We start from the raw sequence: 24630 nt of genomic DNA, 5'->3' as shown, positions 1-24630 counted from the left end.
GTCCTCCCTCGTTCCCCGGTCAGGCGATCATCGCTCGTAACTGATCGAACGGTCGCCACCCTCGTCGTCGAGCGATCCGCTGATCCGGCCGCCCGCACCACTGGTCTCGAAAATGCCACCCTCGACGCGGTACTGGCTCGACCCGCGCTGCGTGTCACCCCCGCCACCGCCGGCCGCGCCGCCCATGGCGCCCATGCCACCCATCATGCCGCCCATTCCGGCGGGCGAGCTTCCGGCACCGCCGGCACCCGCGGGCGCCGGATCCATCCCGCCGGGAGCCATCCCGAGACCGCCTTCGACCCCGGCCGGCTGCGCGCCGCCTCCGGACTGCATGCCTGCTTCCAGCGAGCCGGCTTCGTTCAGCGCCCCCGAAGAAGCACCCTCGATGGGGCTTCCGAGCGCGCCTTCGAAGCTGCCTCCGCCTCCGCCGCCGCTCGCGGCCGGCGCGGTGCCATCGGCACCGGCACCCGAAGCACCACCGCCACCAGCGGCTTCGGCTCCCGCGGACACCCCGGCGGTCCCTTCGGCACCGACCCCGACCTCGACGCCGCCAGGTGCGCTGAAGCCACTGCTGCCGCCTCCAGCGGGCGCCACCCCTGCCTCGGCCGGGGCGGGCATCGTCCGAATGTCGTCGGTCTTGCCGGGCTGCGGGTTGCCGGGATTCCGGTCGTCGAGACCGTTCTTGAGGTCTTCGCCGGGCTTGAGCTCTTTCTTCTCACCCTTTTCGTCGAGGGTGTAGGTGGTCGGCTCGCCCTTGCCGTCGTCGACGGTCACCACGGTCGGGCCGTTCGGACCGTCCGGCTGCTCGGCGGTGATCTTGAGGTTGCCGTCCTGGATGTGGATCTTGCCGTCCGGACCGGGCCGGTAGACGCCGTCGGGACCGGGCTCGCCTTCCTTGACCGTGCCCTTCGGCCCGAACTCGCCTTCCTTGAGGTCCTTGCCCTCTTCGCCGGGCTTGCCGTCCTCGCCCTTCGGGTCGCCGAAGTCGAGCTTGTAGTCCTTCTCGTTGCCCTTGCCGTCGTCGACCTTGATGTCCATTTTGCCGTCTTTGTCCGGCTCGGTCATCTCGATCTTGTTGTCGCCCTTTTGGACGGTCATGGTGTCCTGACCGTCGATGCCGTCCTTGATCGCCTCACCCGTCGAGGGGTCGATCGGGTACGGCTTGCCGGTCTCGGGGTCGATTTCCAGCGGCTTGCCGGTGACCGGGTTCGTGCCCTCGGCCGGCTTCTCCTCCGGCTTCGGCGTCTCGGGGACCTCCGCGGCCGGCGGAGTGCTGGCACCGCCACCACTGCCGCTTCCACCGCCAGTGCCACTCCCGCCACCGGTGCCGCCGCCGGTGCCCCCACCGGTGTCACCGCCGCCACCCTTGTCCTTGCCCTTGCCGTCGTCGACGGGCGGCTTCTCGGAGCCGGGCGCGGGGAACGGGTTCGTGTAGTCCTCCATGAACCGCGAAAGCTCGTGGTACTGCGTGTTGATCGTCTCGGTCGCGTTCTTGCAGAGCTTCTTGAAGTTCTCGTACCGCTCACCGAACTCGGTGGCGAACGAACCCTTCAGCCACTGCTTCGCGGCCCCGATCGCGTAATCCTTGTTCTCGTCGTTCAGCTTGCAGTCGTCGTGACGCAGCCGTTCGGCGAGGTTGTTGCCCGGACACGCGGAGTCGAGCCAGTACGCGACGTCCATGAGCTTTTCTTTGGAGTCGACCTTGCCGTTCGCGATGTCGACGACCTGCTTCGCGATGTACAGGGGCGCCGTCGCGACCTTGTCGACCCGGAGCTTCAGCGTCTCGTCGACCTTCAGCTTGAGCGCGCTGTAGATCTTGTCGATGGTCGAAGGCACCAGTTTGATGGCGCCGTCCATCTGCGCGATGAGTTCCTTCGCGTCAGGCTGGATCCGCTGCTCGTACTTGACCTTCGCGGCCGTCGCGCCCTCGCCCTTCCAATCGTGGAAGAGCGTGGTCAGCGCCGAAGACGCGTCCCGCTGGGTCTGTTCGACGATCTTCTTGGCGTCGGCGAGATCCTCGACCTCGTCGAACATCTTCTGGAAATTGATCTCACGGTTCTCGTGGAACCGGTCCCAGATGTCGGTCTTGTAGCTGATTTCGCCCGACTTCTCCGGCATCTTGTTCCAGACCTGCTCGGCCCAGTCGGAGAAGAAGTCCAGTGCCGGCTTTCCGAGGTCGAGCACCTGGTCGGATTTGGTGGTCGCACCCCCGGCGGCGGGCCGGGACATGGAGTCGAGGTCCTTGTCGGCCTGCTTCGTTTCGGCCGCCTGCTTCTTGTCCCCGGCCGCGTTCGAGTCCCGTTCGGCGACGGCCTTCTTGTATGCCTCTTCCCTGTTCCACGGCAGCATCAAGGCGTCTTTGGTGCCCTGCGTGACGTAGGGGTCCTTCAGCATTTCGTCGATCTGTGCCTGCGTCGGTTGACTCATTACTGGGCTCCCGCCTTGTTGGCAGCCGCGGCGTTCGCCTGGTCGGAAGAGGTGTAGCGGGTCGACGCGGTGCTGACTCCGCCGGCGAGCTGGGTGAGCTGGCCCGCGTACCCCTTCATCGCGTCGGAAATGGCGAGGATCCCGGTGGCGTAGCCCTTTTGGTAGTCCTTGTGGACCCGGCCGAAGTTCTCGGGCCCGACCTGGGTCGGCCCCACCTTCCCCGCCTCGGACGTCGTTTTCTCAGCCGCGCGCTCCAACGACGTCGACGCCGTGAGCATCGCCTCTGAATCGGCTTTGTAGCCCCCGTCCGGCATGACCGGTGCCCCCTTCGTCCCGCTGTATCCGCCTCGTTGTCCTACCTACGACGCACGCCGGCGGCATCAGGTGCCGTCGCATATGCACACAGAATGTACCCACCGGTCATCCGGACCGCAGGGACATTCACACCTTTGCTAACTCAAACGATTTCGGCGCAAGAAGCCTGGTAGACCGCGTTTTCGCGGTTTCGCGCCCGCCTCGACGGCTTCGGCGAGCACGGTCGCCGCGCCCCGGATGTCGACAAGGCGGTCCAGCTCGTCGAGGTCGAGGTCGACGCCGAACTCCACCTCGACGGTCGCCAGGAGCCGGACACGGCGCCGGGAGTCGACGCCCATCTCGGCGAAGGGCGTGTTCTCGTCGATGGTCTCCGGATCGACGTCGAAGGTCTCGCAGACGAGGGCCTTGATCTCGTCGACGTACTCGCTCCCGTCAGCTGCCATGGGGGGATTCTGTCCCATCCGCCGTCCAGTACCGCGTTCTGGCCGCGGAACGCGCGACCTTGCCGCTGGAGGTCCGCGGCAGGCCGCCGGGCTTCACCAGGAAGAAGGCGCGGAGGCGCACGTCGTGCCGCTCGGCGACGGCGCGGGTGGCGGCCCGCTCGATCTCGGCTTCGTCGAAGTCGGGGGCCTTCCGGGCGCGCTCGGCGACCACGACGACGCCCTCGCCTCCGTCACCGTCGACCGAGAACGCGGCGACCCGTTCGGGACCGAGAAGGGGATGCGCGGCGGCGACCGTCTCCTCGATGTCGTGGGGGCTGTGGTTACGGCCGTCGATGATGATCAGATCCTTGATGCGACCGGTCACCGACAGCCTGCCGTCGCGGATCGCGCCCAGGTCGCCGGTGCGGAGCCAGCCGCCCTCGCCGTCGAGTGCGGCGTCGAACACCTCGGCGGTCAGGTCCGGACGCCGCCAGTACCCGGCCGCCACGTTGGGCCCCTTCACCCAGATCTCGCCCACTTCGCCTTTAGCGGGCAAACCGCGATCCGGCGCAGGGACGACGCGGACCCGCTGCCCCCTGGGCCGGCCGATCTCGACGACCTCCCGGCCGTCCACTTCGGTCACCACCGGACCGTCGGAATCGCCGCTGGCGACGTAGACCGTGGCCTCGGCCAGACCGTAGGACGGCCGGAACGCGCCACGCGGGAAGCCGTGGGGTTCGTAGGCGGCGAGGAACTCCCGGACGGTCGCCGCCCGGACCGGTTCACTGCCGCTGAGCGCGATGGACACCGTCGAGAGGTCGTACTCGGCGCGCTTCGCCTCCGGCACGGCCTCGGTCACCAGGTCGTACGCGAAGTTCGGGGCCGCCGTGAGCGTGTTCGGATACGCCGACATCAGCAGCAGCCAGCGCTCCGGGCGCCGGATGAACTCCAGCGGCGCGATGAACACCGTCCGGCCGCCGGAATGCATCGTCCCCGCGAGCAGTTGTGCCAGCCCCATGTCGTGGAAGAACGGGATCCAGCCGACGCACGTGGTGCGCTCGTCGACGTCGTAGGCGTGGCAGATCTGCCAGCAAGCGGCCGACAACGCCCGATGCGTGACGATCACGCCCGCCGGTGATCGCGTCGTGCCAGAGGTGTACTGCAGGTAGGCGGGGTCTTCGGGGGAAACCGGCGACGGCAGCGACCGGTCCGCCGGATCCGTCGGCAGGGTGTCGACGGCGATGATCTCGCGGGGTGCCGGAACCGGCTCGGTCTCGGCGAACTCCGTCAGCCGCCCGACCAACGCTTCCGACGTGAGCCAGATGTCGGCGTCGCAGTCGTTGAGGACCCCGACCAGCCGCTCGCGGTGAGCGCGGACGTCCGGAGCGGACAGGGGCACCGCGACGGCCCCGGCGTACAGCGCGCCGAAGAACGCGACGACGTAAGAGAGGTCCTGCCGCGCCGTGATCGCCACGCGGTCTCCCGGCTGGATGACCTCGCGCAGCTTCGCGGCGACCGCCCGGACGTGGACGAGCAACTCCGCCCAGGTCAGCGTGTCCTCGACGGGTTCGTGCCGGTTCGAGCAATCGAGGTGCGTGTACGCCGGGCGCTCGACGTCGGCGCGTTCGAGCAGCCGCCGCACGAGCGGGGTCCGTAAGACTTCTTCGGGCACTTCTGAGCGCACTGGCACATCCTCCGGCCGCGGCATGGGCATCATACGAATGTGGACGACTTCTTCGTGCTGGACGATCCCGCGGATCGCGTCAAGGCTCTGCGCGACCGCGAACTCAGCTCGAACCCGGGCGGCGCCGCGGCCGAGACCCCGAACCTCCTGCTGATGGACGGCGCGGACCACCGGCGGCTGCGCGCGGTCGTCAAGGAGGTCATCGCCCTGGTGGAGCCGCTTCCGGAGGCCGTGCTCGCCGACCTCCGGATCGCGTTTAGCCCGCTAAAGTCGCTCCGGCGGTTCGATCTGGTGGCCGATTTCGCCAGGCCCGCGGCGGCCAGGGTGACGGAGGCGGTGCTCGGCACGGTCGAGCCACTCGGCGAGAAGCTCCTGACGAACCTTTCGGAGACCGCCGCGAACCTCGACGTCTGGTCGGGTGGGCCCGCCGGAGCCGACACCGCCGCGCTCAGGGTCGCGATGTTCTTCCTCAAGGCGACGGCCGTCGAAGGCGGCGGGCTGGCGCTGCTCCGCGAAGCGCATGAAGCGGGCCGGATCACCGAAGACGAGCTGATGATCACGCCGGTGATGCTCGCCCACGCGGCGTACGAGAACTCCATGAACTTCCTCGCCCTCGCCGGCCTCGAACTCCTACGCCGCCCCGACGTTCTCGAGGACGTACGCGGCCTGATCCACGAAATCGCCCCCACCCGCTTCGCCGCCCGCCGCGTGACTACACCGTTCTCCTTGGCGGGCAAGGACTTCACGACCGGGGACAAACTGGCCATCCCCCTGGGCCCCGACGCCGAGCTCGCCTTCGGCCTCGGCCGGCACACCTGTCCCGGCTCGCGGGTCGCGGTCGCCGAGGGCGAAGTCGCGCTTCGCGCCCTCGCCGAGATCCTGACTCCCGACCACGTCGCCGAAGACGTGCGATACAAGACGCACGCCGTCTTCCACGGCGTCGAGCGGGCCGTCGTGGCGCTGCGAACCTGACCGCTCAGGTCGCCAGCCAGTCGGTGTTGGCGAAATCGTCGTCGTCACCCCGCGCGGCCGCCGCCCGCCGGTGCCGCCCGGCCGGACGCTCCTCCGGCGCGGGTGCCGGTGGCGGCGGAGGAGGTGCCGGCGCAGGAGGAGCAGGCGGCCGGTACGCGACCGGCGGCTCCTCGGCCGTCCGATACCCGGCCCGACGCTCGTTCTCGGCCTCGTCCTCCTCGAACCCGAAGTCGCCGTCGTCCTCGACCTTCTCGCTCAGCGTCGACTCGGTCGCCCAGCCACCCGCGGCCTCCGCGCGCCGCTTCTGCTCGCTTCGCGCCGCCAAAGCCGCGGCCGTCTCCTGCTTGAGCTGGTCGCCCGCGGTCCGGGTCTCCTCGATCGTCTTGGCCGCGCGGTTGTCGACCAGGTACATCCGGTCGCCGTTCTCGCGCTCCAGCCCGGCCAGCTTGTGCCGGAGTGTGGCGAGATCCTCCTCAGGATTCACTGACCCCTCCCCTAGCGAAAGCCGATGACGCCGTCGTCGTCGAGCGAGCCGCTGATCCGGCTGCCCGTCGTCGTCGCGGTGTCGAACAGGCCGCCGTCGACCCGGTATCCGCTGGACGTGCGCTGCTGGTCTTCACCGGATCCTTGTCCGCCTCCGGCCGCACCGCCGCCCATCATGCCCATGCCGCCCATCATCCCCGCACTGGCCGCGACCGGATCCTGGACGCCCCCTCCGGGAGCGGAACCGAGCCCGGACGACGTCGTGGGCGAGGCCCCGCCACCGCCGGTCCCGGCCGGATCCGACGCCTCGCCGAGGCCGTTGTCCCCACCGGCGAACGGGTCGCTCAGCGACTGCGCCGTCGTCGCTTCCGGATCACTTCCGGCCGTCACCGGTCCGGTCTGAGCGGGCGCTCCGCCGCCGCTCCCTCCGGACGTGGCCTCGTGCGGCCGGACACCCGGCTCGGCCACCTGGCGCGCAGTCTCTTCGGCGGGCTGTGCGGCGGCATGCCTTCCAGCCGTCTGCGGTGTCGAGTCCGGGCTCGCGTGACGGCCGGCCGCGGGCTCGTCTTCGCCCAGCGTGTACTTCGACGGATGCCCCGAGCCGTCGTCGACGGTCACCAGCGTCGGCCCGTCGGGACCGCTCGGGCGTTCCGCGGTGATCTTGAGGCCGCCCTCCTCGATGTGGATCTTGCCGTCGGGGCCGGGCTGGTGGACCTTTCCGGGGTTCGAGGCCGACGGCTCGGCGCCCTCTCGCGGAGCCGGGTCGCCCGCGGCGGCCTTGCCGTCACCGAAGTCGAGGTCGTAGTCCTTGACCTGCCCGGTGCCGTTCTGGACGGAGATGCCCATCTTCCCGTCTGCGCCGGGGTCGGCCATGGAGATCTTGCGGTCACCCTGCTCGACCGTCACCGGCTCGGGCCGGGTGTCCTCCTTGATCGCCTCGCCCGTGCGGGGGTCGATCGGATACGGCTCGCCGGTGGCCGGGTCGATGTCGAGCGGCTTGTCCGTGACCGGGTTCTTCTCCTGGCCCGGGACTTCGGGCTTCACCGGCTCCGGGAGCTCGGTGTTGCTCGGCGTCATCCGCCCGGCGCCGCCCCCGCCGGACGACGGGCCACCACCGCCACCCGCGGACGGGCCACCGCCACCACCCTTCTCGACCGGCTTTTCAACGGGCTTCTCGCCACCGGTTTCCGGGGTCTTGCCCAAATCCGCGAACGGATTCTCGACCACCTGGCCGAGCGAGTCGAAGTACGCCTTCCACGCGCCGTTGATCGCGTCGCGCGTGTTCTTGCACACCAGCTGGAAGTTCTCGATGTGCTTGCCGAACCAGCCGAGGAAGACGTTCTTCAGCCAGGCAACCGCCTGAGGTTTGAGGACCTCGTCGATGGTGCTCTGGTCGATGTCGCCGGCGTCGTCGTTGAACGCGTCCTTCGCTTCGATGCTCAGGAACTTGATGCAGTGGATGATGTCGTTCTGGCTGCACGAGCCGTCGGCGATGCGGATGATGCGCTCGATGTCCTGCGCCGTGGCACCGTCGATGTTGTCGGTGAACCACTTCTGCAGCCACTCGACCTTCTCGCGGCAGAACTTGCCCACCGAGGCGTTGGTCCGCAGAAGTCCGTCGCCCGCCGCCTTGAACGCTTCGGCGACCAGGCCGGTCTTGTCCGAATACGCTTTTTGATAGGCACGGGCCTGCTCGGCCGCCGGGCCTTCCCAGGTGCCGAGCGAGTTCCCCAGCTTTCCGGAGACGTCCTGCGCCGATCCGGCGATGGCCGTGCCGACCGCGGTCAGCTCGTCCGCGCTCGCCTTGAACAGGTTGAACGGGATGTTGTCCTGTTCGTGGTAGAGCCGCTGCAGCTCGCCGAGGGATACCGCCGCCCCGCCGCCGGCCAAGGACAATGCGCGGACGTACAGCGGGTGGAAGATCTCGTAGACCTTGAACCCCGACAGACCGGGGACCATGATGTCGTTCGAATTCGCGCAGCCCGGATCGGTCTCGGTGGCGCGCCCACCGATCTCCTGGGTCTTCGCCGCGTCCTTGTTGAGCGCGTCGCGATCGCCTTGCCGTCCGGCGGCCTGGTTCGCGTCGTACTTCTCTTGCGCGGTCTTGTAAGCCGCCTGGACCTCTCCCAGGGAGCCGTCATTGACGTTGAGATCGCCCTCGGTGATCCAGTCACCGTTCATCGACTTGATGTAGTCCCGGAAGCCGTTCCGCTCGGCTTCGCTGGCGAAACCGCAGCTTTCCGGCGTCTCGTCCTCGATGTAGTCGATGTAGTTGAGGGCGAGTTCGCGTTTCGTGTCGCGGTCGATGTTCGGGTCGTTGAGGATCTTCTCGACTTCGGCCCGGCTGGGGATGTCGTGGCCGCCACCGCCGCCGACGTCTGCGAGGCCCATCAGTGCTTCCTCATCTCGGCGGCGTTGGAGTCCTCATTGGACTGGTAGAGGTCCTTGGAGGCCGCGAGTTTGCGCCCGAACTCGTCCGACGCGGCGAGATAGCTGCGCGCGCATTTCGCCAGGCGCTGGATGCTCGCGGAATAGCCGTTGAAGCAGTCCCCGTGCGCCGGACCGAAGCTCGCCGCGCTCAGGTTGATCTGCTCGACCGCCCCGATCGGCCCTTCACAGGCCTGCTTGGGCAGATCCTGCAGAACCTTGGCCGCCTCGTTCAGCTGAGCCGGATCGACCTTGTGCCCTTTACCCGCCACCGTCACCCTCCCCTAGGTATACGCACACGGAATGTACCGGGCCGGTAACCGCAGCGCAGCGACTTGGGGAGAACGTGAGAGGGCTTACGAGGCGGAGGAGACGACTCCCGCCAGCCTGTCCGCGGCCGCCTGCGCGGTGTCGTGTGCCGGAGCCTCGACCATGACGCGGACCAGCTGCTCGGTGCCCGAGGGGCGCAGCAGCACACGGCCTTCTTCGCCGAGCTCGGCTTCGACGGCACCGACGGCGTCACGGACCGCGGCCGAGACGGCGACCGCCGCCTTGTCCGCGACCGGGACGTTCACCAGCACCTGCGGCAGGCGGTTCATGACGGCGGCGAGGTCGGCGAGCGACTTGCCGGTGGACGCCATGCGGCTCATCACCCGCAGCGCGGTGAGGAGGCCGTCGCCGGTGGTCGCGTAGGCGGGAAGGACGACATGGCCCGACTGCTCGCCGCCGAGCGCGAACCCGCTCGCGCGGAGCTCTTCGAGGACGTAGCGGTCGCCGACGGCGGTGGTGACGAGGTCGATGCCGTGGGCACGCATCGCCAGGTGCAGGCCGAGGTTGCTCATCACGGTCGCGACCAGGGTGTTCTTGGTCAGCTCGCCGGTCTCGGCGACCACCAGCGCCAGGACGGCCATGATCTGGTCGCCGTCGACGAGTTCACCCGAGGCGTCGACCGCGACGCAGCGGTCGGCGTCACCGTCGTGTGCGATCCCGAGGTCGGCGCCGTGCTCGACGACGGCCGCGCGCAACGCGTCCGGGTGATTCGACCCACAGTGTTCGTTGATGTTCACGCCGTCCGGGTCGGCGTGGATCGCGATGACCTCGGCGCCGGCCTTGCGGTAGACGTCGGGGGCGGCGAAGGAGGAGGCGCCGTTGGCGCAGTCGACGACGACGCGCAGGCCTTCGAGCGGGTGCGGGGTGGCCGACAGCAGGTGCTGGACGTAGCGGTCACCCGCGTCGGGGACGTCCTTCACCCGGCCGACGCCGATGCCGGTCGGGCGGATGACGGGGGCGGCGAGACCGGCTTCGATCTCGTCTTCGATCCCGTCGGGAAGTTTGTGGCCGCCCGCCGCGAAGAGCTTGATGCCGTTGTCGGGCATGGGGTTGTGGGAGGCGGAGATCATCACGCCGAGGTCCGCTTCGAGCGCGCCGACCAGATAAGCGACGGCGGGCGTCGGGAGGACGCCGAGACGGAGCACGTCGGCGCCGGCGGACGTGAGGCCCGCCACGACGGCGGCCTCGAGCATCTCGCCGCTGGCGCGCGGGTCACGGCCGACGACCGCGACCGGGCGGTGCGAGCGGTCGTGGGCGGCGAGGACGCGGGCGGCGCTGGCGGCGAGCGAGAGCGCCAGCTCCGGGGTCAGCTCCTCGTTGGCGAGGCCACGTACGCCGTCGGTACCGAATAGACGAGCCATCTGTCGACCTCCTTGAAAAACCACCACGACAACCTAGCCAGTGCCCCTGCGCCCCCTCCCGCACCCCCGGTTCGCCTTTAGCGGGCTAAACGCGACGCGCGCGACTTTAGCGGGCTAAACGCGACACGGGTGGGGCACGTGTGGCGGGTGTGACAGGTGGGACGGCGGGCGAGCGGGGCCCGAAGGACCCCGGAAACACGGAAGCGCCCATCCGAGAGACGGATGGGCGCTTCCGCGGGTTGCGCCAGAGGCGCGATCAGCGCTTGCTGTACTGCGGAGCCTTACGGGCCTTCTTGAGGCCGTACTTCTTCCGCTCCGTGGCGCGGGCGTCACGGGTCAGGAAGCCGGCCTTCTTCAGGGCCGGACGGTCGTCGGCGTCGACCTCGACGAGCGCACGGGCGATCGCGAGACGGAGCGCACCGGCCTGGCCCGAGATCCCGCCACCGTGCAGGTTGGCGAAGATGTCGAACGAGTCGGGCTTGTCGACCGTCACCAGCGGCTCACGGATGAGCTGCTGGTGCACCTTGTTCGGGAAGTACTCTTCGAGCGTGCGGCCGTTGAGCTTGAACTCACCGGTACCGGGAACGACGCGGACCCGGACGACGGCTTCCTTGCGGCGGCCGACGGTCTGGGCGTTGCCACCGGCGGCGCGCGACGGGCGCGGGGCGGCGGGGGTTTCGCTGGTCGCGACGGCGTCACCGACCGCGGGGGTCTCGACAGCCTCGACGGCCTCGGTCTCGGTGCTGGTCACAGACTGTTCCTCACTCACTTCGCGACCTGCGCGATCTTGGTGATCTCGCGCGCCTGCGGCTGCTGCGCGGCGTGCGGGTGCTCGGCGCCGGCGTAGACCTTCAGCTTCTTCGCCTGGGCGCGGCCGAGCTTGTTCTTCGGGAGCATGCCCTTGACGACCTTCTCGAGCAGGTGCTCGGGCTTGGTGTCGAGCAGCTCGCCGAAGGAGCGCTTCCGCAGACCACCGGGGTAACCGCTGTGCCGGTACGCGAACTTCTGCTCGCGCTTGTTACCGGTGAGCGCGACCTTCTCGGCGTTGACGATGATGACGAAGTCACCGGTGTCCACGTGCGGGGCGTAGGTCGGCTTGTGCTTGCCGCGCAGCAGCGTGGCGACCTCGGTCGCGAGCCGGCCGAGCACGACATCCTCGGCGTCGATCACGTGCCAGGCACGAGTGACGTCGCCGGGCTTGGGGCTGTACGTGGGCAAGGGTCTACCTCGTCGTCAACATTGCGTGTGGGTTCTGTGCGGGCCTAGCGCTTACGCGCCGCAGCGCACAACGACATATGAAGATACCCCCACGCCCGACCCTACTGCGAAGCGGGGGTCGGTCCGGGGTCCCATACTAGGACCGGCGCCCGGCGGGCGCCCCGCAACTGTACCTCGCCGGTGTGGCGGAACCGCCCACGGCATCATCCTTCGCGGGAGAGGATGAGACGATCCGGACGCGCACCGCGCGCGGGGGACTCGATCAGGGGAACGGCGATGAACAAACGTCCAACGACCATCTTGTGCGTGCTGAGCGCCGTGCTGGCGCTGACCACCGCCTGCGGCCAGGGGCGCGCGGGCACGGCCGTGCCGAAGGGCGACGACGCGGCGACCTACGTCGGCACGAAGTTCGAAACGGCGATGAACAAGCTGCAGGACACCATCGGCGACCAGCGCGACGTCACCAGCGAGTCGGGTGCCTACTTCCGCTTCGACGAGAAGTACATCCGCAGCACGATCTCCTCGGCCCGCACCGGCTCGCCGGAAAGCCGGGTCAGCCGCCAGCGCTCGCAGAAGAACCCGGACGAGAGCATCGACTGGTACACCCCGGGCGACGGGACCGTCGAGTACGTGTACCTCGGCCCCGTCTACAAGAGCCTCGCCCCGACGCCGTGGGTTTCGATGCCGAAGTCCGAAGCCGGGCTGACCATCCCCTGCGCGTGGGTCGGCATCATCACCGCCTGCAAGATGGCCGACGCGATCGCCGTGTCCTACAACGCGGACAAGAAGATCGTGAAGGGCGCCAAAAGCCTTCCGGAGAACCGGATCGAGCTGACCGCTGACATCCCGTTCGGGAAGTTCATGGAGCGGCGGGTGGAGATCCTGCCGACGTCGATCAGCAGCGCGGTCACGGCCGAGATGAAGAAGGCCCCGGTGCGCACCACCGTCTCCCTCAACCCGGACGGGACGCTGAGCCAGATCGTGATGGAGGCCAAGATCGAGGGCGGCGGGCACAAGATAGAGCTGCGCTACGACTTCCGCTTCACCGGCAAGGCGAGCACGCAGGATCTGCCGAAGCTGCCGGACGCCTCGCAGATCACCGTGCTGCCGGACAAGGCGGCCAAGGACGACTTCAACCGCCGCTTCAACGAGTTGAAGGGCGTCTGAGGCATGACCCGCTTTCGTCCCGACGCCGTGAAGTCCTCCCCGTTCCGAGGTGACCACCGATGAGCCAGCCGCCCGAACAGCAGCCGCAGCAACCACAACAGCCGCAGCAGTGGTGGCAGCCGCCGTCGAATCCCGCGAACCAGCAGCAGGGCTGGCAGCAGGAAGGCCAGGCGACCGGACCGCACTCCGGGCAGTGGCAGCAGAACGACCCGAACGCGGCGACCACCGGTTCCTACACGGGGCAGTGGCAGCAGCAGCCCGGTGTCACCGGTTCCTTTTCCGGCCCCTGGCAGCAAAGCGCCGCTCCGGCGCCGGGCACGGCGTGGCAGCCGCAACAGCAGCAGCCGATGCCACCGCAGCAGGATTGGCAGGCACAGCAACAAAGTCCGGGCACTCCCCCGCAGGGGCAGTACGGCGGCGGGTTCCAGCCCGTCCAGCAGGCACAGCCTTCCCAGTACGGCGGGCTCGGTGCTTTCGGCACGGAACCCGAGAAGAAACCCAAGGCTTCCAAGAAGACCTTGCTGATCGGCGGGATCGCCGCGGCCGTCGTGATCGCGGGCGGCGTCGGGGCCTGGCTGCTCGGCGCGTTCGCGGGTGACACCCTCGATCAGAAGTCGGTCCAGGACGGGGTCGTCCGTGTGCTCAACGAGCATTACGGCGAGCCGGACGTGAAGAACGTGACCTGTCCGTCCGGCCAGCCGGTGGAGAACGGCACCACGTTCGACTGCACGATCGAAATGGCGGGACAGCAGAAGAAGGTCACCGTCCGGGTGCTCAACACCTCCCCGGAGTTCGAGGTCGGCGCACCGCACTGAGCCTCTCCTCAGGACAGGAAAGCCGCGACGATCCCGTCGCGGCTTTTCCTTTGACACAAACGAAACGGCGGGCTCGGCATCCGAAGATGCCTGCCCGCCGTTGCTCGTTCGGAGCCGGGAGACTCAGAACAGGCCGGTGACGCCCTGTTCCGTGGCCTGGTAGCCGTCGGCCAGCTGCGGCAGCACGCCGGCGACCTGCGCGAGCAGCTGCTTGAGCTCCTCGAACTTGTTGTCCCACTCCTGCTGAGCGGCCATGTACGCGACCTTCGCGTCACCGTCCCAGGTGTTGACCAGCGGGGACAGGTCGCTCTTCAGCTGCCCGAAGAGGGACTCCAGCTCGCCACCGGTGTTCTTGCAGTCGTCGGCCGCCGCGTGGATCGTGGCGTAATCGACCTTCATCTCGCCCATGAATTCCTCCAGTTATCAGAAAAGTCTTGGTTTTTTGGTGCGGTGTAGCCGAATCAGCCGAGGACGCCGAAGCCCTGGTTGACCGACTTGATGAGCTCCTGCTGCTGCTGCTCGGTCGCGTTGTACTTCGAACCGGCCTGCTCGAGCAGGTCACCGATGTTCTGGAGGGCCTGGTTGAGCCCACGGCCCGCCCGGTCGAAGCGCTCCATCACGTTGTTGAACGCGAGCGCCGCGTCGCCGGTCCAGCCCGCGCGGGTGGCCTCGATGTTGTCGCGAAGCTTGCTCAGGTTCTGGTCCATCGAAACGCGGACCTCGGTCACGCGCTTCTCGGCCTCGGTGAACTGCTCAACTGTCCCGGTAAATCCGCCAGCCATGGGAGCTACCCCCTTCGTTCGTGGTTTATCCGTACTCGGTGAAGTTCGTTTGGTACGGACCTACGACGGAGACACTGCCACGTCTGGTTCCCTCTTGTCGCTCGTTGGTTTCAAGTAGTTGCTTGCGTTAACGCTCCCGGCGGGAACCGCCATCGGGAATCCGGCGCGCGCGCTGCGATTCACGCCGGGAAAAGGGCTTCCACCACGGGATTTAGCGAATGCACAGTGGCCGGTCAATCGCCGCGGCTCATGATTCGCGACTGCGAAAAGTCCTCGTCGTCGTCACCCACACGTGGCCGTCTGGACACGGGTTCCGGCCGAAGGGGAACCAAATCCGCCGCCGACGGCAACGCCGGAACCGGAAGACCGGCGCCCGCGCGGAACCGTTTCGCGGCGTTCCGGAGCACGGCAGGGGTCGGCGCGGCCTCGCCGCCCGCGAGCCGTCCCTTGCCGAATTGCTTCGCGAGTTCGGCGTTCTCACCCCGGCGGCGTTCGTAGCGCGCCTTGGCCGTACGGGCGACCTGCCGGGCATAGGTGACCGCGTCGCGTCCTGTGCGCGCGAAGTGCTCAGCGGCGGTCTCGGGTTCGGGTGGCATGAGCCTCCCCCTTCAGTTGACGACCACCATCGTTTTGACGACCTGCTCGCAGGCCGCGCTCACCCGTTGTTCGTGCGGTGAGCCGGTGCCGTACTGGCAACCGATGTGGACGCGGATCTTTCCTTGAGCGACGACATACCAGTCGACGCGGGCAGCCGGCTTGGTCTCGCGGTAGTGGATGACGGTCTTGCCGGCGTACTCCGCGGCGCCGTTGAAGCCGCTGTACACATTCGGCTTGCCCCGGGCCTCGGCGCCGAGTTCGTCGACGAGCTTCTGTCTGTCGGCCGTCGCGTCGTAGGTCATCACGTATTCCTGGGCGACCACGAGGTCGTCCCCGTTGAGGGAGTCGCTCGGGTGGATCACCACCTGACGCTTGGCGACGCGGTCGTCGGTCTGCGTCCAATCCGGCGGCGCGACGAAGCGGTAGTCGTACTGGGCGAGCGTGCGGCCCTCCGGCTCGGCTTCCCCGCTGTTGACCGCGAAGAGGACGCCGCCGGCGATCGCCGCCACGGCCACCACGGCCGCGGCGACGATCCAGGGTGTCTTCTTCTTCCCGCCACGCTCGGCGGACTTGGTCTCACGGGCGGGCTCACCCGGCCGCCACGGCTGCGGGGGCGCCACCCCCTGCTGGCCCATCGGCGGCGACGGCGGCCCCTGCTGCCGCGTCGCGTTTAGCGGGCTAAACGCGCTCTGCGGGGGCGGGGCAGGCTGGTGAGGGCCGGGAGGGAACGGGGGACGCGGCGCGTCGGGGCGCCGGTCCGCGGGAGCGGGAACGGGCGCGGGGGCACCGCCGACCCGCGAGACCGCGGAGCCCGCCAGCGAACCCGTCCGGTCCGGGTCGATCAGCACGGCACGCAGCGCGCCGCGGGCGACCACGGTCTCGGGCTGGTCCAGCGTGGTGGGGACGACCCCGGTCCGCTCGTGCACCAGCCGGGACACCATCGGGATCCGGCTCGACCCGCCCACGAGGAAGATCGCCGTCAGCTGCTTCGGCCGCAGCCCGGAATCGCCGATCGCGGCCACGGTCAGCTCGACCGCGCGCCCGAGCGGACCCGCGATGAGCCGCTCGAGATCCTCCCGGGTCACATGCGCGTCGGCGAACGGCGGCGGCATCGGGACGTCGGTGTACGCGTGCCGCGACAGCGTCTCCTTCGCGCCGCGCACGTCCTGCCGCAGCACGCGGCGCCGCCGCCGGTCCGTGAGTTCGCGGCCTTCGACGAGTTTCCGCCATTCCGGCGGGTCGGCGGCCGACACCAGCGAGCCCACGTGCTCCAGCAGCGCCTGATCGACGTCCGCTCCCCCGAAGCTCGGATCCCCCCGGGTGGCCAGCACCTGGAACCCGGCGCGTTTAGCGGGCGAACTGCGATCCGCCGGGCTGCCGGGCATGCGCTGCACCACGGAGACGTCGACCGTGCCACCGCCGAGATCGAGGACCGCCAGCGCGTCGCCGGGGCGGCCGCTGAACTCGACGGTGCGTTCGGAGTTGAGATCGGCCGGGGCGAACGTCGCCGCGTGGTAGACCGCCGCGGCGACCGGCTCCGGCACGAGCGCGACCTGGCGCGCGAGCCCGTTCGCGGCCTGCCGGAGCAGCCGGGTCCGGGTCGCGCCCCAATCCGCGGGGTGGGTCAGGACGAGCAGTTCGACCTCGGCGTCACCGGCGAGCCGGCGAGCCTCGGTCACCGCGCGCTTCAGCACGGCGTGGACGACGTCGGTCACGCGCAGGACGTTGTCGCCCAGCAGCAGGTCGCCTTCGTCGATCCGGCGCTTCGGGTTCGGCTCGTAGCGCGACGGGTCCACCGCCGCCTGCCGTTCCGCCTCCTGGCCGACGAACAGCGTCCCGTCCGGCGCGGCGTAGACCGCCGACGACATCAAGGGCTGCCCGTCCACCACGACGACCTGCGGCTCGCGGCCGTTGATCGAAGCGACTACGCAGGTGCTCGATGTCCCGAAGTCCACCGCAACCCGCACTGTCACAAGCCACTCCCGCAGATCGTCGTCGTCACCCCACGCCCGGCCAGTCCCTCACCTGGTTCCGCGGGAGGTCAGTCCGGCTGGATCCACGAGACCTGCATGAGCTGCTTGCCGTGCTTCCGGGTCACGAGGTTGCCTCGGCCCGGCGGCATCTGGCTCGGCTTCACGTTGGCGACGAGGTTGCCCTCGTCCCGCGAGCCGTTCATGACCATACCGGGCGCCGCGATCTCCCTGAGCTTGCCGAGGATCGGGTCGAACATCGCCCGGCTCGCGCCACCACTGCGGCGGACGACGACGATGTGCAGGCCGACGTCCTTCGCCTGCGCGAGGAATTCGGCGAGCGGCTTCAGCGGGTTGCTCGTCTGCGTGGCGACCAGGTCGTAGTCGTCGACGATGATGAACAGCTCCGGACCGGTCCACCAGGACCGGGTCTTCAGCTGCTCCTGCGTGACGTCGGGGCCGGGGAGCCGCCGGGTCATCGACCCGTGGACGTCCTTGACCATGCTGTCCAGCTGCGCGGCGGACACCGCGTAGCCGAGCAGCTGGTCTCCACCGACGAAGCCGAGCATCGTGCGCCGGTAGTCGACGAGGATGATGACCGCTTCCTGCGTCGTGTACCGCTCGGTGATACCCCGGGTGATCTGGCGCAGCAGGTTCGTCTTGCCCGACTCGCCGTCCGCGAACGCGTAGAAGTGCGAATCGGCGGCGAAGTCGAGGTAGATCGGCTGGAGGTCTTCCTCGTTGACACCGATCGGCACCAGCTTCGTGTTGCGCTTGGTGTCGATGGCCAGGACCTCGTCGTAGGTGACCATCTCCGGCAGCAGGCGGACCTGCGGCGCCGGGCGGCCCTTCCACGCGGCCTTGATCTTCGCGACCGCGTCGGCGACGCCGGCGGCGACGTCGTCCGGGTTGCTCGACCCGTCGATCCGCGGCAGACCGGTCAGCAGGTGGAGCTTGTCCCTGGTGAGACCGCGGCCGGGGCGCCCGGCCGGGACGTTCACCGCGACCCGGCGGTCGATGTCCGACTCGCTCGGGTCACCGAGGCGGAGCTCGAACCGGGTACCGATCATGTCCTTGATCGCCGGGCGGATGTCCGCCCACCGGTTCGCCGCGATGATGACGTGCACGCCGTAGGAGAGACCCTGGGTGGCGAGCTTGGTGATCGAGGTCTCCAGCTCGTCGAAGTCGTCCCGCAGGGCCTTCCAGTTGTCGACGATCAGGAAGGCGTCGCCGAAGGCGTCTTCCTCGGGTTTGATCTCGCCCCGCCGCTTGCGGTTGCGGAACTCGTTCATCGAGTCGATGCCCATGGCACCGAACCGGCCTTCCCGCTCGGTGAGCAGGGTGGTCAGCTCGGCCACGATCCGGCGGGCCTTGTCCGGCTCGCGCCGGGCGACGGCCACGCCACCGACGTGCGGCAGGCCCTGGAGACCGGCCAACGTACCGCCACCGAGGTCGAGCGCGTAGAACTGCGCTTCCTCGGGGGTGTGGGTCAGCGCCATCGACATGATCAGCGTCCGGAGCATGGTCGACTTGCCCGACTGCGGGCCGCCGACGATCACACCGTGCCCGGCACCACCGGAGAAGTCGGCCCACAGCAGGTCACGACGCTGTTCGTACGGGCGGTCGACGATGCCCATCGGCACCTGCAGCCGTCCGTTGCCGAAGAACCCGACCGGGGAAAGACCGCGGTCGTCGGTGGGGTTCAGGTTCGGCAGCAGGGTGTCGAGCGAGTTCGGCTCCTTGAGCGGCGGCAGCCACACCTCGTGCGCGGGCGGGCCCTGGCCGATCAGCCGGGACACGATCACGTCGAGCTCGCTGGGCTCGACGGCCTCCTCCGACTTGGCCTCTTCCACCGGCGCGGCCTCGATCTGCTGCGGCTCCGGTTCCTTCGGCAGTTCGACGAAGTCCGGGACGAACAGCTGCGGGCGCTTGTCCGCGCGGACCACGGTCGCGACCGGGCCGGCGGCCTTGATGCCCGCAGGCCGGTACGGGCCCGAGACGTACGAGGCCTTGAAGCGGACCAGCGTCGAGGTGTCGTACTTGAGGTAACCGCCACCGGGCACGGACGGCAGCTCGAACGCGTCGGGCACGCCGATCGCGGCACGGGATTCCGCGGCGGAGAAGGTCTTCAGACCGATGCGGTAGGAAAGGTGCGAGTCGAGACCGCGCAGCTTGCCCTCTTCGAGTCGCTGCGACGCGAGGAGCATGTGCATCTGCAGCGACCGGCCCAGACGGCCGATGGCGACGAACAGGTCGATGAAGTCCGGCTTCGCGGCCAGCAGCTCGGAGAACTCGTCACAGACGATGAAGAGCGCGGGCAGCGGGTCGAGGTCGGCGCCGTTCTCGCGGGCCTTCTCGTACTCCCAGACGTTCTTGAAGTTACCGCCGTTCTTCAGCGCCTCCTGGCGCCGGTTCATCTCGCCCGCCAGCGCGTCCTTCATCCGGTCGACCAGCGTGACCTCGTCCGCGAGGTTGGTGATGACCGCGGAGACGTGCGGCGCGGAGTCCAGGCCGAGGAACGTCGCACCACCCTTGAAGTCGACGAGGACGAAGTTCAGCGTGCTCGACGAATGCGTGGCGAGCATGCCCAGCACCAGCGTGCGGAGGAACTCCGACTTACCGGAACCGGTCGCCCCGATGCACAGGCCGTGCGGGCCCATGCCCTCCATCGCGGCTTCCTTGATGTCCAGCTCGACCGGCTGGCCGTACTCGCCGACGCCGAACGGGACGCGGTAACGGTCTCGCACCGGGCGCGGGCGCCAGGCCTGCTGAACGTCGAAGGTCATCGGGTCGCCGGGGATGCCCAGCAGTTCGAGCAGACCGGGGTTGGACAGCAGCGGCTCTTCCTCGGCGGCGTCCTGCGCGGCGGTGCCGACGCGGTACGGGGCGAGGAGGCGGGCCAGCGCTTCGGCCTCGACCACGCTGAGCGTGTCCGGACGGCCGAACCATTCGACGCCGCCGGCGCTGCGCGCGCCGAGGCGGTCTTCCTCGACGACCAGCCGCAGACCACGGCGGGCCGCGAGGTTGCCGATGGAGTCGGAAAGGTCGATCAGGGTGACGCCGACCAGACCCTCTTCGAGGATGATCTGCTCTTCGCGGGTGACCTCGGCGTCGTCGACGATGATGACGATATGCGGCTGGTCCGGGGCGGGCGTCGCGTTGCGGGAGAACCGCTGGCGGTCACGGAGTTCTTCGTCGAGCCACTGCTCGATCTGCGCGAGGGAGCCCGCCATCATCCGCAGCTGGCCGATACCGTCGGCGAGCGCCGGGTGCTGGGCGTGCGGCAGCCACTTCGCCCACTCCCACTCCTCCTTGGCACGGCCCGCCGTCGCGACCGCGATGAGGACGTCGTCGGGGCTGTGGAAGGTGACCAGCTGGGCCAGCATCGCCCGGGTGAGGCCGCGGGTCAGGCCGCGGTCGCCCTGCATGCTGACCGCGGCGAACCCGCGGAGGGTGATCTGGGTCGGGAGATCCGGGACGATCGAGTGCGCGCGGACGAACCGGCGCAGCGCGAGCGTGGCGATGGGCTCCAACTCGTCGACCGGGCCGGTCTGCGGCGGCACGAGCCGCGTCGCGAGACGGTGCGAGCTGCGGCCGACACGGAGGTGGAGGAAGTCCTGGTCGTTCTGGCGGCGTTCCCACATGCGGCGGCTCGCGGCGAGCGACCACAGGGTCTGCGGGTCGGGGTGGACCCACTCGAGCGCGGCGCGCTGGTCGACCATGGCCTCGCGGGCCCTGTCGCGCATCTGGCCGAGGTAGCGCAGGTAGTCCTTGCGGTCCTCGTCCATCTCGGCCTTTTTGGCGCCGCCGCCCTTGCCCGCGCCGCCGGCCATCATGCCGACGGTGCTGAGCACCATCATGCCGCCCATCATCATCATCATGGGATTGCGTCCACCGGTGGTGAACATGAAGACCATCATCCCGATGGAGGCGACGATCATCACCGCGGGAAGCAGCTTCATGACGATGTTGCCCGGGATGGTGCGGGGCACCTCAGGCGGCGGTTCGAGATGCACCTCGCCGCCCGGCGGCCGCGGCGCCGCCAGGCGCGGTGACTTCTTGAACTGCAGCGTGCTCATCGAAGGACCCCTCTTCAAACTCGACGATGGCGGCCACCGTTGGTGCGCGTACGGGTGCGCGAGACAACCTATCGAACGTGACCGACGAAATCCGGACAACGCCGAGAACGGCCCCGACCGGGACCATACGCATGCCGGGAGTGTAGGGCTCCGGCTCCGCCGACGTGCGTTTAGCGGGCTAACTGCGATCCGGCGCCCACACGCCCGGACGTGCGTTTAGCCCCCTAATCGCGATCCGGCCGACCAGACGCGCCACTTGCGTTTAGCCCCCTAAACGCGATCCGGCGGTCCGGGCCCCCAGGTGCCCGGGGCTCAGGCGCATCGCGTTTAGCCCGCTAAAGTCGACGCGCCGGCAGCCGGGCAGGGAGGCTTCGCAGGTCGCCTCTCCTACTTTTGCCGGTCTTTTTCCGACAGTCGATGATGTGGGCACCCGGGTTCGGTATAGGTTCCCCCGGGAGAAGACTCTCAGGGCAGGGGGAAGGCAGTGGCAACGGGCACGACGGTATTCAGCAGGGTGACGGTGGTCGCGCCACGCACCCGGATCGACGTGGCTTTGCCGGCTGACGTCGCGGTGGCGGACCTGCTGCCCATGCTGTTGGAGATGGCGAAGGAGGCGACGCCGGACGGCGGCGCCCGCCACGGCGGCTGGGCACTGGCGAAGCTGGGCGACGCGCCACTCGACCCGAGCCGGACCCTCGCGTCCCTCGGTGTCGTCGACGGCGAGCTGCTTCAGCTGCGCAAGCGCAACGAGAACCCGCCGCCCCCGCTGTACGACGACGTCGTCGACGCGATCGCCGAGTCGTCCCCGGACAGCTTCCGTCCGTGGACCAAGGAGACGGCGCGCCGCTTCGGGCACATTGCGGGCGGCCTGTCGCTGTTCTTCGCGGCCCTCGCGCTCTTCACCAGTGGCTCCTTCTACGGCGGCAACGCACTCGCAGCCGCGATCGCCGGCGGTGTCGGCGCGATCGCGTGCGTCGCGATCGGCGCGACCCTCGCCAAGGCCTACAAGGCCGAGGCGACCGGTGTGCTGATCGCCGCAGCAGGCGGTCTGCCGCTGGCCTTCGTCAGCGGGTTCTACATCGTGCCGGGGCTGTCCCTGTGGGCGAACCTGCTGCTCGCGAGCACTCTCGTGATCATCGTGGCGGCGGTCTGCATCCTCGTCATCGGGCACGGGATCACCACCTTCATCGCGGCCGCGACGACGGCCACGATCTCGGCGCTGACGTTCCTGGCCGCGACGCTCATCGACACCCCGATCGCCGGGATCGCCGCCGGCGCAACCGCGTTCTCGCTGGCCTGCATCTCGATCCTGCCGCGCGCGACGATCAAGCTCGCGGCCCTCCCGACGCCGCACGTCCCCGGCAGCGCCGAAGAGCTCAAGGAAGACTCGGGTTTCCCGGACTACCGCGCCATCGAACGCCGCACCGCGGTCGCCCACGAGTACATGACCGGTCTGCTGACCGGTTGCGGCGCGGCCACGGCGCTGTTCGCGATCATCGCCTCGACTTCCCCGACGGTCTTCGGCCCGATCCTCGGCGTGATCGCCACGCTGGTCCTGCTCCTCAGGGCGCGCGCGTACGCGAACGGCGCGCAGGCCATCGCCCTGCTGACCACCGGCATGGTGTCCGGCGCGGGCATCCTGCTCGGCTGGATGTGGTCGGCGAGCCCGCTGAACCGCGTTCTGTTCGTGTTCGGCGCGCTGCTGCTGATCGGCGCCGGCGCGCTCGTGGTCGGCGTGATCTTCCCGAACCAGCGCTTCTCGCCGCCGCTGCGGCGGACGGTGGAGATCTTCGAGGCCGTCTTCATCGCGACGGTGCTCCCGCTGGCGCTCGGCGTCATGGATCTCTACACCACGCTGCGCCACCTCAACTTCAAGTGACGACCCGATCGGATGATGCTCTGATGGCTGTAGCGCGGAAGTCCAGGGGGACGCGCGTCCGCCACCTCGGCCTCGCCGGACGTACCGGAACGGTGCTGCTGGCGGCCGGTATCGGTGTTCTCTCGCCGGCGTCGGTGGCCCTTCCGGCGTGGGCGCAGCAAAGCAGCGTCGCGCCGGACGCAGGCGGTTACTACGGCACCCCGCCTCCGGTGGATACGTCGAAGAGGCCGAACGACTCGGGGAAGCCGGACAAGACGTACGAGAAGAAGACCGAGTGCGTCCAGCGCAGCAAGCTCGGCGGCGACCAGGTCGACATCAAGAACCGGCCCTGGGGTCAGCAGTACCTGCAGATCGAACGGGTCCACCAGTTGATGCGCGGCGCCAAGCAGTCGGTCGGCAAGGGCATCAAGGTCGCGGTGATCGACACCGGCGTCTCCGCGCACCCGTACTTCGGAGGTCGTGTCGAATCGGGTGGCGACTACGTCGCGACCCCCGGCGGCGGCAAAGCACCAGGGCTCGAGGACTGTGATGGCCACGGGACCGAGGTAGCGGGGATCATCGCCGCGAACCCGCCCGACGCGAGCATCGGGTTCCGAGGGGTCGCACCGGACGCCACGATCCTGTCGATCCGTCAGTCCAGCCAGAACTACGAGGAAGCGGAGAAGAAGGAACAGCCGCCGGCGCCGCCGGCTTCGTCCAACTCGGCTCCTCCCCCCTCATCGAACAATCCGGGGTCGCAGCTTCCGCCGTCCTCTGGGAACGGCGCTGGCGGCGGAACCGCGCCGGGCCAGGACAAAGGCGGACGTCAGCAGGAGCAGGGCAAGACCGCGGGCACGCTGACAACGCTCGCCCAGGCCGTGGTCCGGGCTGTCGAGCAAGGCTCCAACGTCATCAACATGTCGGTCGACAACTGTCGCCCGGCCACTGGGAGCATCACGAAGGGCGAGCAGGAGCTTCAGGCAGCGGTTAACTACGCCGTCGAGCGCAATGTGGTCGTCGTCGCGGCAGCGGGCAACGTCGGTGACAAATGCCCGCAGAACGACCAGCCGGATCCCAAGGCTCCCAAAACGATCGTCACGCCGCCCTGGTTCTCCGATGACGTGCTGTCGGTCGCGGCGATCGACGACACCGGTGGTGTCGCGGAATTCAGTGTCCACGGACCGTGGGTCAGCGTCGCCGCCCCAGGCACCAAGATCATTTCGCTGGACCCCGCGGAGGGTTCCAGCAGCCTGGCCAACCTGACCATCGAGGGTGGCAAAGACCCGGGCCCCATCCAGGGGACCAGCTTCGCCGCCCCGTACGTCGCCGGTGTGGCCGCACTTGTGCGTCAGAAGTTCCCGGAGCTGAATGCCCGTCAGGTGATGACCCGGATCAAGGAGACGGCGCAGCATCCCGCGGCGCCGGGCGGACGGGACAACTTCGTCGGCTTCGGCGTCATCGACCCGGTCGCGGCGCTGACGGCGATCGTGCCGTCGGAGGCGGACAAGGCCAAGCCGGTTCAGTTGCCCGCGAACCTGCCGCCCGCGAACGACCGTGACCCCGCGCCGATGATCGTCGCGCTCGCAGGAACCGGCGGGGGCCTGGTGGCGCTGCTCGTCACGCTGTTCGTGGTGCACTCGGTCCGCCGCAACCGGCCGACCGCCTCCCCAGGCCGCAAAACCCCGTAGCACTTGCGTTTCGCGGGCTAATCGCGATCCGGGCT

Annotated in this window: 20 protein-coding genes; 5 read left to right on the top strand and 15 right to left on the bottom strand. The window is 69.0% G+C overall.

Going from position 1 to position 24630, the window contains the following annotated elements:
• Positions 1–27: 27 nt before the first annotated feature.
• From DMC61_RS41200 to DMC61_RS23055, 4 genes are all read right to left on the bottom strand, one after another.
• A complete protein-coding gene (locus DMC61_RS41200; RefSeq protein ID WP_158634131.1) occupies positions 28–2427 on the bottom strand; it encodes a hypothetical protein in 2400 nt (799 codons plus the stop codon).
• Positions 2427–2741: a hypothetical protein gene (locus DMC61_RS23065; protein ID WP_016331125.1), complete on the bottom strand. Its 315-nt coding sequence runs from the start codon at positions 2739–2741 to the stop codon at positions 2427–2429. Before DMC61_RS23065 ends, DMC61_RS41200 begins: the two co-directional genes overlap by 1 nt.
• Positions 2742–2879: 138 nt before the next feature.
• Positions 2880–3185: an acyl carrier protein gene (locus tag DMC61_RS23060; protein ID WP_037332633.1), complete on the bottom strand. Its 306-nt coding sequence runs from the start codon at positions 3183–3185 to the stop codon at positions 2880–2882.
• Positions 3175–4872, bottom strand: a complete 1698-nt coding sequence (locus DMC61_RS23055) for a fatty acyl-AMP ligase (protein WP_125691701.1) — start codon at positions 4870–4872, stop codon at positions 3175–3177. The genes DMC61_RS23060 and DMC61_RS23055 overlap by 11 nt, the downstream gene beginning before the upstream one ends.
• Before the next feature lie 15 nt (positions 4873–4887).
• On the opposite strand from DMC61_RS23055, the gene DMC61_RS23050 reads away from it, so the two are divergent.
• Positions 4888–5820, top strand: coding sequence for a cytochrome P450 (locus DMC61_RS23050; RefSeq protein ID WP_125691167.1), 933 nt, complete (start codon positions 4888–4890; stop codon positions 5818–5820).
• 4 nt (positions 5821–5824) lie between these two features.
• Here DMC61_RS23050 and DMC61_RS23045 read toward each other — a convergent pair whose 3' ends face one another.
• The 6 genes from DMC61_RS23045 to rplM all read right to left on the bottom strand — a co-directional run bounded on the left by DMC61_RS23045 (position 5825) and on the right by rplM (position 11639).
• A complete protein-coding gene (locus tag DMC61_RS23045; protein WP_125691165.1) occupies positions 5825–6304 on the bottom strand; it encodes a hypothetical protein in 480 nt (159 codons plus the stop codon).
• Positions 6305–6315: 11 nt separating this feature from the next.
• The gene (locus tag DMC61_RS23040) at positions 6316–8694 is read right to left on the bottom strand and encodes a hypothetical protein (RefSeq protein WP_125691163.1); all 2379 of its coding nucleotides are present in this window, start codon (positions 8692–8694) and stop codon (positions 6316–6318) included.
• Complete coding sequence (locus DMC61_RS23035) at positions 8694–9002, bottom strand: type VII secretion target (protein WP_016331119.1); 309 nt, start codon at positions 9000–9002, stop codon at positions 8694–8696. The genes DMC61_RS23040 and DMC61_RS23035 overlap by 1 nt, the downstream gene beginning before the upstream one ends.
• 84 nt (positions 9003–9086) lie before the next feature.
• Complete coding sequence (gene glmM / locus DMC61_RS23030; protein ID WP_125691161.1) at positions 9087–10421, bottom strand: phosphoglucosamine mutase; 1335 nt, start codon at positions 10419–10421, stop codon at positions 9087–9089.
• 256 nt (positions 10422–10677) lie between these two features.
• Positions 10678–11172, bottom strand: coding sequence for a 30S ribosomal protein S9 (gene rpsI / locus DMC61_RS23025; protein ID WP_007031073.1), 495 nt, complete (start codon positions 11170–11172; stop codon positions 10678–10680).
• 14 nt (positions 11173–11186) lie between these two features.
• On the bottom strand, positions 11187–11639 hold the full coding sequence (gene rplM / locus DMC61_RS23020; RefSeq protein ID WP_016331117.1) for a 50S ribosomal protein L13: 453 nt from the start codon (positions 11637–11639) through the stop codon (positions 11187–11189).
• A 276-nt stretch (positions 11640–11915) separates the two neighbouring features.
• Here rplM and DMC61_RS23015 point away from each other — a divergent pair, with 276 nt between their 5' ends.
• A complete protein-coding gene (locus tag DMC61_RS23015) occupies positions 11916–12806 on the top strand; it encodes a hypothetical protein (protein ID WP_125691159.1) in 891 nt (296 codons plus the stop codon).
• Between the two features lie 59 nt (positions 12807–12865).
• Positions 12866–13621, top strand: a complete 756-nt coding sequence (locus tag DMC61_RS23010) for a DUF4333 domain-containing protein (protein ID WP_125691157.1) — start codon at positions 12866–12868, stop codon at positions 13619–13621.
• A gap of 123 nt (positions 13622–13744) precedes the next feature.
• On the opposite strand, the gene DMC61_RS23005 is transcribed toward DMC61_RS23010, so the two are convergent.
• The 5 genes from DMC61_RS23005 to DMC61_RS22985 all read right to left on the bottom strand — a co-directional run bounded on the left by DMC61_RS23005 (position 13745) and on the right by DMC61_RS22985 (position 21049).
• Positions 13745–14029 carry a WXG100 family type VII secretion target gene (locus DMC61_RS23005; protein WP_125691155.1) on the bottom strand — a complete coding sequence of 95 codons (285 nt, stop codon included), beginning with the start codon at positions 14027–14029 and terminating at the stop codon, positions 13745–13747.
• Between the two features lie 53 nt (positions 14030–14082).
• Positions 14083–14403, bottom strand: a complete 321-nt coding sequence (locus tag DMC61_RS23000; protein WP_081809631.1) for a WXG100 family type VII secretion target — start codon at positions 14401–14403, stop codon at positions 14083–14085.
• A gap of 233 nt (positions 14404–14636) precedes the next feature.
• On the bottom strand, positions 14637–14999 hold the full coding sequence (locus tag DMC61_RS22995) for a hypothetical protein (RefSeq protein WP_125691153.1): 363 nt from the start codon (positions 14997–14999) through the stop codon (positions 14637–14639).
• A 12-nt stretch (positions 15000–15011) separates the two neighbouring features.
• The gene (locus DMC61_RS22990) at positions 15012–16973 is read right to left on the bottom strand and encodes a type VII secretion-associated protein (RefSeq protein ID WP_125691151.1); all 1962 of its coding nucleotides are present in this window, start codon (positions 16971–16973) and stop codon (positions 15012–15014) included.
• A gap of 68 nt (positions 16974–17041) precedes the next feature.
• A complete protein-coding gene (locus DMC61_RS22985) occupies positions 17042–21049 on the bottom strand; it encodes a type VII secretion protein EccC (protein ID WP_016331110.1) in 4008 nt (1335 codons plus the stop codon).
• Positions 21050–21563: 514 nt separating this feature from the next.
• Here DMC61_RS22985 and eccD point away from each other — a divergent pair.
• Together eccD and mycP are read left to right on the top strand one after the other, a co-directional pair.
• Entirely contained in the window at positions 21564–22928 is a 1365-nt protein-coding gene (gene eccD, locus DMC61_RS22980; protein ID WP_125691699.1) for a type VII secretion integral membrane protein EccD, read from the top strand.
• Between the two features lie 23 nt (positions 22929–22951).
• Positions 22952–24595 (top strand): type VII secretion-associated serine protease mycosin, encoded by a 1644-nt coding sequence (gene mycP, locus DMC61_RS22975; RefSeq protein WP_125691149.1) that lies wholly within the window; start codon positions 22952–22954, stop codon positions 24593–24595.
• Positions 24596–24630 lie beyond the last annotated feature (35 nt).

It is taken from the genome of Amycolatopsis sp. WAC 04169 (genome assembly GCF_003947535.1).
GTDB classification, from domain to species: domain Bacteria; phylum Actinomycetota; class Actinomycetes; order Mycobacteriales; family Pseudonocardiaceae; genus Amycolatopsis; species Amycolatopsis keratiniphila.
The sequence above is the reverse complement of the archived record's forward strand: the minus strand, read 5'-3'. Positions and strand labels throughout refer to the sequence as shown.